We start from the raw sequence: 12561 nt of genomic DNA, 5'->3' as shown, positions 1-12561 counted from the left end.
ATATTATTTCATACAAACTTGATTAATCTTATGTAAATTAGCAATAAGTATATAATTATCAGAAACTTATAAAACAACCCTGTATATCAACTGTGAAAAAAACCTAATAAGTCCCATAAAAATGAAAAACCATTTGCTTTTTTAAAACATCTTTGTATTTTAGATAAAAATATTAACATGACCTTAGATAAACTAATTAGCTACTTGAAACTAGACAAACAGGAGTTTCTTTTCCAATTCAATTCACACCCTAACTACCCATCTGCATTAGCTTTTAGCGATACTCTTAACTTTTTGGGCGTAAAAAATGATGCTTACGAATTGGATAAGGAATATTGGGATGAACTTCCCGAAGAATTCATTGCAATAGTCGACAATTCTTTCTCTTTAGTTAAGAAAACGGGAGCTCAATATTCTATTTATTCTGATAAGTCTAAAACTTTAAATAAAGAAGAGCTTTATAAAAATGCAACTGATTTCGTTTTACTATTTGAAAAAACCGTGAATGCGGAACAGAAGATATCTAATTACAAACCTTTCATATATGCAATTTTAGGAACAATTCTTCTTTACTCTATTATAAATTATTCATGGTACACGATCCTATTCAATTTATTGTCTGTAGTTGGAGTTTATATTTCTTTAGAAATTTTTAATCAGAAATTTGGAAACACTTCAGCTGTTATAGGAAGTATATGTGGTGATACCGCTGCAAATCAAACCATCAATTCATGTAATAAAATTATTAATGAAGATAAAACAAGTATTCTAGGGCTGAAATTTTCTGATTTCTCACTAATCTATTTCATAGGAATTGCTGTATTAGGACTGTTCTTACCCGCTACAGGTTATGTAATAAAAGGTTTCACAATCGTTTCATTGATTGCCATAGGTTATTCTGTCTATATACAAGCTTTCGTCGAAAAAACATTTTGTCGTGTATGCCTTCTGATCATTTCAATCTTAATAGCACAGCTCATTATAACATTAGCCTTTTTTGAAAACTTCTATTTCAATACAAACATTGCTATATTAAGCTTATTATTATGGGGAATCATCTTCTTCGCAGTTTCTTATTTCAATACTATTCTTACAGATAAGGAAAGTCTTCAAAAATCAAATGCTAAAAACTTGAGATTTAAAAGAAATTATGACCTATTCAAAAGGGAGCTTGTTCAAAATGAAAGAATTACTTTTACTGACAGCCAAACTTTTTCATTGGGAAATAAAGATGCTAAACTTCGTATTTCCGTTGTTTCAAATCCATATTGTGGCTTTTGTAAGGGTGCTCATGAGATCCTGGAAGATTTGTTAAAAAAATACCCTAATGAACTTTCTGCACAACTACGATTTAATTATTTTTCAGAAAAATCAAATGAAAAATCTACAGGTCTTCTATCAGATTTCACAAATATTTATAAAAATAAACATGAAAGTGAGTTTTTAAAAGCAATTGAAACCTGGTTTGAAAATAAAGATGAAAAGCAAATCAGAGAAATAGCGGGATCAAACGGTCAGTTAGAAGATCTTAACCCCCTTAATTTAATGTCACTAGAAAATGCAGATGCTGGATTAAACTTTACTCCAATCTTTATCATTAACGGATTCCAATTTCCTGATAAATATGACCGCGAAGACATTCATTATTTTATTGATGAATTAATTGAAGATGAAGAAATTTAAAATAGTTACAATAATTTAACAGAATTCACTAATTTAGGAAAAAAATTAAAGTACCCCTGAAAACCACAGAAAGCTAAAGGTATCAAAACTATTGCCATGGAAAATTTAAAAAAACTTTCACATCAGAACTTTAGAAGTGTAAGTAGCGGTCTGATAACAGGTCCGCTTCTTAAGACAGCAGCTCTATGTCATACCTATTGTCCTGTAGAGATTTATAATATTTTACCAGCAAGATACTTAATCATTGATGATAGTTGTGGGCTTTAATGAAAGTCGATATTAAAAAATATTAATAAAGAATGTCGTCTATTTGACGACATTTTTAAATGATTATAAATTTTGAAGAAATTTCCTTTTTACAGGCAGCCGGATGCCAAAGATTGTGGCCCTACATGTCTTAGAATAGTTAGTAAACATTATGGTAAGAGTATATCATTACAGCAAATACGCAGTCTTTCAGAAACAACTCGTGAAGGGAGTAGTTTGCTTGGGCTAAGCGATGCTGCTGAAGACTTAGGATTCCGTTCATTAGGAGTCCAGGTCGATTTCAATACACTTGCTGAAGAAGTTCCTTTTCCATGCATCGTGCATTGGAACAAAAATCACTTTGTGGTTGTTTACAAGATCGACAAGAATAATAAGGTTTTCATCTCGGATCCCAGTTATGGATTAATAACCTACAGCAGAGATGAATTTATAAAATTATGGATAGGTGAAAATGCCACTGAAAAGACAGAAGAGGGAATTGTTCTTATCCTAGAAACTACTCCTGCTTTCTTTCAGACGGAATTTGATGATAAAGAAAGTAAGGCAAGCTTTTCTTTTCTCTCTAAATATCTATTAAAATATAAATCACTGGTCATTCAACTGGCAGTAGGACTTTTAGCAGGAAGTTTACTATCCCTCATATTTCCTTTCCTTACTCAAAGTATTGTAGATGTCGGAATCCAAAACCAGGATTTACATTTCATTTATCTTGTCTTACTGGCTCAGATAATGCTTTTCCTTGGAAGGATGGGTATTGAAGTCATTCGAAGCTGGATTTTACTTCATCTTTCGGCAAGGATTAACATTTCTATTATCTCCGATTTTTTCATCAAGCTTATGAAACTTCCTATCAGTTTCTTTGATACAAGAATGACGGGTGATATCATGCAGAGAATTAATGATCATCATAGAATTGAACAACTTCTTACCAATTCCTCTCTGAATACATTATTCTCACTTGTTAATTTAATTATTTTCAGTATCGTACTGTTAATGTATGATTACAGATTATTTATTGTTTATTTAGTAGGTGCTATTTTATATATCGGATGGATCACTTTCTTTTTAGCAAAAAGAAAAGAGCTTGACTATAAAAGATTTTCCCAAGTTTCCCAGGAGCAGAGCAAAGTAATTGAATTAATCAACGGAATGCAGGAAATAAAAATGCATAATGCTGAAAAGCAAAAACGTTGGGACTGGGAATTTTTGCAGGTTAAATTGTTTAAAATCAGGATTAAATCATTATCATTAGAACAATGGCAATCTGTTGGGGGTAATTTCATTAATCAGATGAAGGACATTCTCGTAAGTTTCCTTTCCGCTAAATTAGTTTTAGATGGAAATCTAACTCTGGGTATGATGCTTTCAGTACAATACATTATAGGACAACTGAACAGCCCTTTGTTACAGCTTATTGATTTTATTAAACAAACTCAGGATGCTAAAATCTCACTTGAAAGATTAGGGGAAATACACGATAAAGATGATGAAGAAAACAAAGATGAACAGTATGTTTCTGAGCTTCCAGAAAAAGACATAGAAATTGAGGATCTTTCTTTCAGATATATAGGTTCTGATGTTAATGTTTTTGAAAGTTTAAGTCTAAGTATTCCCTATCAAAAAACCACTGCTATTGTTGGAGCCAGTGGAAGTGGTAAAACAACTTTACTAAAGCTTTTAATGAAGTTTTATGAACCCAATAAAGGTGATATTAAAATCGGAAGTACCAAACTGAAAAATGTTTCACCAAGGTTCTGGAGAGATCATTGTGGTGTGGTAATGCAGGAAGGATATGTATTCAATGATACTATTGCGAACAATATCGCCATAGGAGAAGATTATGTAGACAAACAAAAACTACGAAAGGCAGTAGAAATTGCGAATATAAAAGATTTTATTGAAGAGCTTCCGTTAAGCTACAATACTAAAATAGGAAACGAAGGTGTTGGTGTAAGTGGTGGACAAAAACAAAGACTCTTTATAGCAAGAGCGGTCTATAAATCACCGGAGTACATCTTCTTTGACGAAGCCACTTCTGCTTTGGATGCAAACAATGAAAAAGTTATTATGGAAAATCTGGAACAGTTTTTCAAAGGAAAAACAGCAATTGTTATTGCACACAGACTTTCCACAGTGAAACATGCCGATAAAATCATTGTCCTTGATAAAGGAAAAGTAGTGGAAGAAGGAAATCATGCGGAATTAGTGGCGCTAAGAGGTGAGTATTACAGACTTGTAAAAAATCAACTGGAGCTTGGAAGTTAATTTATTTTTTTCATTAACTTCACTATACTAATCATAAAAAATATTCATTATGAAAGATTTAAAGAAAATCAAAAGACAAAACTTAAAAGAAATTCAAGGTGCAGGACCAATTCCAGCTTATCCTTGTAACTGTTTTTGTATCATCGGAGTCAACAAGGTATGGAATGCTTGCAATCAATACTGTCCGGGAGGAGAAGTAATTCCAGGTGTTGAGATGGGTAATGACCCAAAATGTGATTACAAACTACCTTTATAATAATTTAATTATTTAGAGATTAGCCAAAATCCTCAAATTGAGGATTTTTATTTTCAATTGTTTATTCTTGTATGGAAAAAGAAATTTTAGATAATATAGAACTTCGTTCAGAAAGTGTTCAGGATATTCTTACACGGCCGCCCCATTGGATGATTCGCTGGGGAAATACCATTATATTTATTATACTGATCCTCATTTTAATTATGAGCTATATAATAAAGTATCCCGAATTTGTATCAGCACCAATTGTTGTTACATCACAAAATCCGCCTGAAAAGCTTGAAGCAAGGACGAATTCCAAAATCGAAAAAATCTTTATTAAAGATCACCAGGAGGTTAAAAAAAATGATGTTCTTATGGTTATGCAGTCTGCAGCCAATTATAAGGATGTCCTGGAATTAAAAAAAATTATAGATTCCTTAGCCCCTAATCAGCTTTCTTCTTTCCCTATCAATGAGACTTCACATTTCAAACTTGGAGAGCTGCAAGGTGATTACAATAATTTTGCTAAAGCATTCCAGGATCAGGATCTTTTTACAAGGCTTCAACCTTACGCACCCGAGAACCTGGCAACCAATCAGAGTATTTCTGAGTATAGAGTAAGAATTGCTACTACAAAACAACAAAAAAGCCTGGAGCAGGCAAAATATGAGCTTACAAAGAAAAGTTATCAAAGATCTCAGGATCTTTTCACTCAAGGAGTAATTGCATCCGTAGAACTTGAAGGTGAAAAAATAAAATATCTTCAGGCTCAGCAAAATCTGGAAAATATAACCATCTCATTATCACAGATGGAAGAAGCCATTTCCAATCTAAATAAAACAAAAAGCGGAACTGCCATTAATACTGAAAAAGATAAAATCAATTATTCTTCACAGAGTTTACAGTTATTTGAACAATTAAGAAAGTCCCTGAAACAGTGGGAGCAGAATTTCCTGGTTATTTCCTCAACAGATGGTATTGCTAGCTTTCAGCAGTTTTTCGGAGAGAATCAGTTCGTAAAAACAGGTGATGCTATTCTATCTATACTTCCTAAAAATAAAGATAAACTGGTAGGAAGAATGTACGTTCCTCCTATTAACTCAGGTAAAATTACTCCAGGGGAAAAAGTATTGATCAAATTAGATAATTACCGTTTCCAGGAGTATGGTATTGTAGAAGGTAAAGTTCAAAATATCTCTCTTTCTACTGATGACAAAGGCAATTACTATGTAGATGTAGTGCTACCTAAAGGCTTGAAAACTTCTTATAACAGAACACTTACTTTCGATAAAGAACTTAAAGGTAACGCAGATATTGTAACTCAGGATCTAAGACTTATAGAGAGGTTCTTCTACCAGATCAGAAAGCTACTTGGATATCAAAGTTAATAATCTTTAAAATATACAGGCCCACAATAAATTATTGTGGGCCTTTCTTATGCAAAAATAAATAGACTTCAATTTATAATTATAATTACCTTTCTCGTTATGAAAGCTCAAGGAATATGACTTCAAATATAAATTAACAGGAATCCATACTCCATTTTCTAACTTTTGAAATTGGCTCGTTTTTTATACTCAGAAAAACCTTGGATACAGAGAATAAAAAAAGGAAAAGTAATCAGATTACCTTTCCTTTTTAGTAGCGAAGACGGGAATTGAACCCGTGACCTCAGGGTTATGAATCCTGCGCTCTAACCAACTGAGCTACCTCGCCTTTTTGGTGGTGCAAATATATAAAATATTTCTATACCTCCAAAATTATTTTAGCTTAAAAAGCTCCAAAACATCGGCAACATGATCTGGTTTATTGATTATCTTATTGTTAGCATCTAAAATAAAATAAGTCGGTGTTGCATGAATATTATAGGTTTCACTATAACTACTATTCCATCCTCTCAACTCAGAGTCATTGATCCAAGGAAAAGCTGCAATTCTCTTAGAATAAGAATCTTTATCAATATCCAATGAAAGTCCTATTATTTGTATATTTTTCGCTTTAAGATCATTATACTTTTCTAAAAGTTTAGGCAACTCGGTCTCACAGTGAGAGCAAGTAGATGACCAGAACACAACAATCTTCTTATCAGCTTTCACATCATAGATCGACTTCGCTGTTGTATTAACAGGAGACTGGAACTTATAGTTAGGAAAAGAAGCACCTATCTGTACATTAGCATTCGATTTAAGCGTTGATGCTAATCTGTCTGTAATTGTACATTTTAGATTCTGGGCTTGATCAAGATACTTTTTCTTTAGGTCTGCCATCTCATAAACATCAAAAATGTCTATTAATTCAGATAGTACAGTTTGGCCCCGTGGCGTTTCTACTTTTAACTGGTTTAACAATTTATCAACAGAGCCTCCGACGTTAGTATTCCCCCCAGAATTAAGATAAGCCACTAATACGGGTCTCAATAATGATGAAGTTTCAAGCATATCATTAGACTTATCAATAAAGTTTATTATATCATCCTGAGAAACTTTTTTAGAAGGATCATTGCCTAAAAACTTAGCGTAATTGGTATTATAGTAATAAATAAATGGGTGGTCTGTTTGATTCACTTCAATACCCTCACCAGATAAACGATTGATTTCAGTTTTCAAAGCTTTACCAAAATCAGTACTATCTTTATAATACTCTTTAATCTGAGCTAATGCAGGCAATATTAATTCCTTTTTTTGAGAACCTTCCTGTTGTTTGCTCATTAAACTATTGGATTCATCCTGATAAATGACATCCTTAATTTTATTGCTTTGAGTATCCAGTTTGATACTTACATTCTTATTCTCAGAAATGAAATTAAATGTATTGTTACTATTAGGAAAATACATTTTCATCATTCCCACATAGTTCTGGGGATATTTAAAAGTCCATACATTATTTTTACTTTGTTCTTTTGTAAAAACAATATCTTTAGAACCATTTAATGTATATAGAATTGCATCTTGATCTTTAAAATCAGCTGGTGCCTGAACAGTTACCGTAAATTGAGCCTGTAAAGAAAAAGCAGATAAAACTGCTGATAATACAAAAATCTTTTTCATAATGTAAAAATAAAAAAACTCACCGATTAATCAGTGAGTTTTAAGTATTTTAATAAAATTTTTATATTTTCTGGTTTTTGTACTTTTTGGTGAAAAATACAATAAGTAAGACTGCTATTATTGACAACGCATATACATACATATCAATTGGAGCAGCTCCCGGACCTACACTCCCACCACCATCACCTGGTTGTGGAGGCTGCCCTCCTCCTGGACCTGAACTTCCTTGTGCATTGACCAAGAAAACAGCAAAAAGGAAAAGACCATATATTAATTTATTCAAAGCTTTCATATATTTTATTTTAAGATTTTAGTGTTAACAGTTTCTCCCTTATCTGAAACAATTTTTACAACATAAGAATTTTTAATAGAATTATTTAATTCAATTACAAAATCTGTAGAAGTATTTACTGCCTTTTTAGAGATAACCAGCTTACCACTCATATCATAAACTTCAATATCTGCTTTTTTCCAATCCGGATCAAATCTTACAATATAGTTTGTAATATCCGGATTATAAACTACTTTAGTTCTTGAAGGCTTAACCACAGATGCTTCACCTGCAACAATTCTAGCAGAAGATTCATTTGGTGCCCCATAATATAGACTATATTCTGTTCCAGTAGCAGGAATAACATCTCCTTGTTTTGCTTCTGTTACTGCTCCGTTTGGAGCTTTATAATAGAAACCAACACCTGAAGACAATTGGTGTGTACCATTGCTTACTAGTTCAGCATTTTCTCTAATTTCAAATTTAAAAGATTTTATTTTGTTGCTATAAGTAGCTAACATAACATTTTTCCCTTTAAAATTGTTTTCATTAGCCTCATTGATATATAACCAATACTTTGCAGTGTAGTTATTGTCATAACCTCCGTTGGTGCTTTCTTCGAAAGTACCTACAACGTCAGCTGTTGAAGCTGTATATTGAGTTCTAGCAGTTGCAGAATTTCCTGTAGTTGCATTAGGATAAACTACATAATAAGTTTTTCCAATTTCAGCACCATTAGCATCAAGAGCTATAATTCCCAATTGCTTTACAGTTCCTTGTGAACTACTTGCTGCATTTCTGCTTGCATTAACATTATAATTTGTATTTGCATCTCTACTATAGTAATTAAATCTTCTCAAATTAGAAAAATTTAAAACATCTGTATTACTATTGTTGTTAAGCTTAATAGCAAATGCCCCTAAAGGTCTTACCAACATATAATCAACATCTCCAGTTGGAACACCAGCACTGAATGTGATTGCTTTATATGATGTGGAGCTACTACCATTTGCGTTTGTTATAACTCCTGAAACATCAAGTCTTACCCCATAGATATTGCTAAGATTGACACCGTCACCATTTGCTGCCGGTTCATTATATGCAATTTTAGATAAGTCAAGATTGGTAAGGAATGGATTAGCATACTGATACCAGTTTTTACCATAATTACCAGTCCAAGCTGTTCCACCTGCAGCTATTTCGAAACCATCCTGAATGTAGGTGTTGTATTTTTCTTTGTAATCATTCAAACTAGAACCATTTGCTCCAAAATTGACTGTACCTGCGTTTTGTAAAGTTACACTCACTTGTGAAGCATCTACATCACTTAGTGGACGTCCTTTTACAGTACGTGTTACACTGCTTACATCAAGTCCATTCCCTCCAAGAATCCAATAAGCATATGCATAAGCAGCATCTGCAAATTTATAGATTCCATTTATGTTAGGTAAATGATGCCACTCTGCTCTGGTATTATCCCAGTGAAGTATTCCGTTTTTGGAATTTCTCACTCCATTAAACGTTTTTCCTAATTCAGCACTAAGAGTAGCAGGGGTTTTCATAAAGAAAGGCATACCAACTTGTTGGTAATCACCATGACGGATCTGTCTGAATTCTTGATCGACAATTCCTGTAATATTCGCTTGGGGAATACCTGTAACGAATAACTGTCCGTAAGTATAAACGGGAGTAGATGCAGAACTGTTTGTATTTACAGATGCATAAGCAGTAGGTTCATTAAGCTTGTTAATAAAATTACCACCACCATTGGTTTCTGTTTTGTCTGCATTTGAAGCATCAATAGTTTTGATAAGGTCTGTTGCTGTACCAGCAACCATAAAATTTCCATGGTTCTCAATAGTACCATTACCTTTCATTTGTAAACCTCCACCACTATAAACTAGTGTGCCCTTACTTACATACATATTAGCATTAGCGTCTACGTGACATAATATCTGCGCCTGAACAGAATAACTAATTGCTAAAAGACCTATAGCAAATAAACTTTTTCTCATTGTATAAATTATTTGTGTGTGTTATAATACAATCTCACCCGCAAAGGTATGATTTTTTTCATAACAAAAAAATTATTTTGATTATTTAATAATAATATTATCTTCCGTTAATATTATTTTTTTCTCTTCACCTATTGCAAACATATGGTCTTCCAATACTTTTTCGGTTGTTCCCCTAAGTCCTCTGGCTCCCAATCCTTTGTCCAAAGTTTCATCTACAATTTTTTCAATAGCACCATCAGTGAATACCAATTCCGTGCCATCCATTTTAAAGAGCTCTACAAACTGGTTTACAATTGAGTTTTTCGGTTCCTTCATAATGCGTACCATTGTTTCTTTGGTAAGTTTATCAAGATACGTTATGATTGGAAATCTTCCCAAAAGTTCGGGAATTAATCCGAAAGAACGTAGATCAATTGCATTAATATTTGTTAATACATATTCATCTTCATCCACGTTGTTTATTTTTTCGGAGCTGAAACCTATCGCCTGTTTGTTCATTCTCCTTTCAATAATTTCTTTAATACCATCAAAGGCTCCACCAGCAATAAATAATATATTTTGTGTGTTTACCTGGATGTATTTCTGATCCGGATGTTTTCTACCTCCCTGAGGTGGAACATTTACAATACTTCCTTCTAATAGCTTCAACAAACCCTGTTGAACCCCTTCCCCGGAAACATCTCTTGTAATACTTGGATTATCAGATTTTCTGGCTATTTTATCGATCTCATCGATAAATACAATTCCTTTTTCCGCTTTTTCAACATCATAATCTGCCACCATAAGCAGCCTTGATAAGATACTTTCCACATCTTCTCCGACATAACCTGCTTCGGTCAAAATTGTCGCATCTACTATACAAAACGGGACATTAAGCTCTCGAGCTATTGTCTTTGCTAATAATGTTTTTCCCGTTCCTGTTTCACCAATCATTATTATGTTTGATTTTTCAAGCTCAACTTCTCTATTTTCTTCCTGAGCATGAAGTAATCTTTTATAGTGATTGTAAACTGCAATCGAAAGCTGTTTTTTTGCCTGATCCTGTCCGATCACATATTGATTAAGAAATTCTTTAATTTCTTTTGGCTTTTTCAGGGTATCTATGTTTTCTGCCGGTGAAAATTCAGTTTTAGTAGCACTGTCTTTAACAATGGAGTGAGCCTGCTCTATACAATTTTCACAAATAAAGCCGTTCTGACCAGAAATAAGCATCTGCACTTCATTTCTTTTTCTGCCACAGAAAGAACATTGGTTTGAATTCATACTATTATATAATATATATGTTAAAGAAAATCGCAAAAAATTTCTTTTTTACGATCTCTTAATTTTTAAGAATTAATAATTGAGTTTCGAATTTCGATGTACTCTTCGTCCGTTAATTTTAATCTTTCATTTCTGAAATTCATATCCTCCACTTTATTTAATGGGATCAGATGAATATGCGCATGAGGAACTTCTAATCCTACTACCGCAACACCTACTCTAATACATGGAATTGCAATTTTAATCTGTTTTGCCACTTTCTGAGAAAATGCCCACAGATTTTTATACTCTTCGCTTTCTAAATCAAAAATAAGATCGACTTCTTTTTTAGGAACAACCAATGTATGTCCTTTCACTAATGGCATAGCATCTAAAAATGCTATAAAATCCTCATCCTCTGCAATTTTATACGAAGGAATGTCACCGTTAATGATTTTTGTAAATATAGTACTCATATTGATCAGAAATTAGATGTATTACAGAGTGATTTCTAATACTTCAAAAGATAACTTATTCCCATTTGGAAGAGTGATTTCAGCAGTTTCACCTATAACTTTTCCTAGTAACCCTTTTGCAATAGGTGTATTCACAGAAATTCTACCACTTTTCAAGTCACTTTCATTATCAGGAACCAAAGTAAATACCTGTTCTTGCTGAGTTGCATTATTTTTTAGTCTCACAGTCGTTAAAATGGAAACTTTTGAAGTATCTAATTGGCTTTCATCTATAATTTTAGAAACAGAAATAACATCTTTAAGTTTAGAAATTCTCATTTCAAGCATTCCCTGCGCTTCCTTCGCTGCATCATATTCTGCATTTTCAGACAAGTCACCCTTGTCTCTTGCTTCTGCTATCTGCTGAGTAATTTTAGGTCTTTCTACAGTTTCTAACTGTTCCAGCTCAGCTTTCATTTTATCTAACCCCTCCTTTGTAACATAGCTTGCCATAATTTTCAAAATTTAGTTTTAGTATAAAAAAATAATCCGACATTTGTCGGACAATGTTTTCGTGTTGTAATCGTTTAATTTTTACAAATATATAAAAATTTAAATTGAAATGAAAAAAACTTTTTCAATCTTATCCTTTTTTACCTTATTGACAATCAGTGCATTAACTATAAATTCTTGCGGAAGTAGAGAAGATACTGTAAGTTGTTTTCCAACGAGTCCTATTAACGTAACTTTAAACCTTAATCTTCCTGCTTATTTTAATTTGACGCAACCACAGGGCTGGCTCTATGTAGACGAACAACAATCCGGAACCAGAGGTCTGATTGTAGTGCGTGGAAGTAATAATACATTTAAAGTATTTGATAGAAATGCACCTCATCTTTGTCCTGATAATGACACCACTCTTGAGGTTAAAAATAACATAAGCATTGTTTGCCCTAAAGATAATGCTACCTGGATCTTACTTACTGGAAATCCAACATCTGTTACCTCCCTACCTCCTAAAACCTATCCTTATAATTACGATCCTGCAACAAGAGTTTTAAGTATTTATTATTAA

The 12561-nt window shown here is 32.9% G+C and carries 11 protein-coding genes and 1 tRNA gene; 5 read left to right on the top strand and 7 right to left on the bottom strand.

Features of this window, described 5'->3' with window-relative positions:
• Positions 1-177 precede the first annotated feature (177 nt).
• The 4 genes from NG806_RS18730 (at position 178) to NG806_RS18715 (ending at position 5841) form a co-directional block, all read left to right on the top strand.
• On the top strand, positions 178-1683 hold the full coding sequence (locus NG806_RS18730; RefSeq protein WP_261511017.1) for a vitamin K epoxide reductase family protein: 1506 nt from the start codon (positions 178-180) through the stop codon (positions 1681-1683).
• A 339-nt stretch (positions 1684-2022) separates the two neighbouring features.
• Positions 2023-4215: a peptidase domain-containing ABC transporter gene (locus tag NG806_RS18725; protein ID WP_261511016.1), complete on the top strand. Its 2193-nt coding sequence runs from the start codon at positions 2023-2025 to the stop codon at positions 4213-4215.
• A 49-nt stretch (positions 4216-4264) separates the two neighbouring features.
• Positions 4265-4471, top strand: a complete 207-nt coding sequence (locus NG806_RS18720) for a hypothetical protein (RefSeq protein WP_261511015.1) — start codon at positions 4265-4267, stop codon at positions 4469-4471.
• 71 nt (positions 4472-4542) lie between these two features.
• Complete coding sequence (locus NG806_RS18715; protein ID WP_214831287.1) at positions 4543-5841, top strand: HlyD family secretion protein; 1299 nt, start codon at positions 4543-4545, stop codon at positions 5839-5841.
• Between the two features lie 254 nt (positions 5842-6095).
• Here NG806_RS18715 and NG806_RS18710 read toward each other — a convergent pair.
• The 7 genes from NG806_RS18710 to greA form a co-directional block, all read right to left on the bottom strand.
• A tRNA-Met gene (locus NG806_RS18710) sits at positions 6096-6169 on the bottom strand.
• Positions 6170-6213: 44 nt separating this feature from the next.
• Positions 6214-7500 (bottom strand): TlpA family protein disulfide reductase, encoded by a 1287-nt coding sequence (locus tag NG806_RS18705; protein ID WP_261511014.1) that lies wholly within the window; start codon positions 7498-7500, stop codon positions 6214-6216.
• Between the two features lie 61 nt (positions 7501-7561).
• A complete protein-coding gene (locus NG806_RS18700; protein ID WP_214831285.1) occupies positions 7562-7792 on the bottom strand; it encodes a signal peptidase in 231 nt (76 codons plus the stop codon).
• A gap of 5 nt (positions 7793-7797) precedes the next feature.
• Complete coding sequence (locus NG806_RS18695; protein ID WP_214831284.1) at positions 7798-9786, bottom strand: T9SS type A sorting domain-containing protein; 1989 nt, start codon at positions 9784-9786, stop codon at positions 7798-7800.
• 81 nt (positions 9787-9867) lie between these two features.
• On the bottom strand, positions 9868-11052 hold the full coding sequence (gene clpX / locus NG806_RS18690; protein WP_214831283.1) for an ATP-dependent Clp protease ATP-binding subunit ClpX: 1185 nt from the start codon (positions 11050-11052) through the stop codon (positions 9868-9870).
• Between the two features lie 65 nt (positions 11053-11117).
• Positions 11118-11507 carry an HIT family protein gene (locus NG806_RS18685; protein ID WP_261511013.1) on the bottom strand — a complete coding sequence of 130 codons (390 nt, stop codon included), beginning with the start codon at positions 11505-11507 and terminating at the stop codon, positions 11118-11120.
• Between the two features lie 21 nt (positions 11508-11528).
• On the bottom strand, positions 11529-11999 hold the full coding sequence (greA, locus tag NG806_RS18680; protein ID WP_214831281.1) for a transcription elongation factor GreA: 471 nt from the start codon (positions 11997-11999) through the stop codon (positions 11529-11531).
• Positions 12000-12108: 109 nt separating this feature from the next.
• Here greA and NG806_RS18675 point away from each other — a divergent pair, with 109 nt between their 5' ends.
• Positions 12109-12561 carry a hypothetical protein gene (locus tag NG806_RS18675; protein ID WP_214831280.1) on the top strand — a complete coding sequence of 151 codons (453 nt, stop codon included), beginning with the start codon at positions 12109-12111 and terminating at the stop codon, positions 12559-12561.

This window comes from Chryseobacterium paludis (genome assembly GCF_025403485.1).
GTDB lineage: Bacteria > Bacteroidota > Bacteroidia > Flavobacteriales > Weeksellaceae > Chryseobacterium > Chryseobacterium paludis.
Note: the sequence above shows the minus strand (reverse complement) of the source record. Positions and strands in the feature narration are given on the sequence as shown.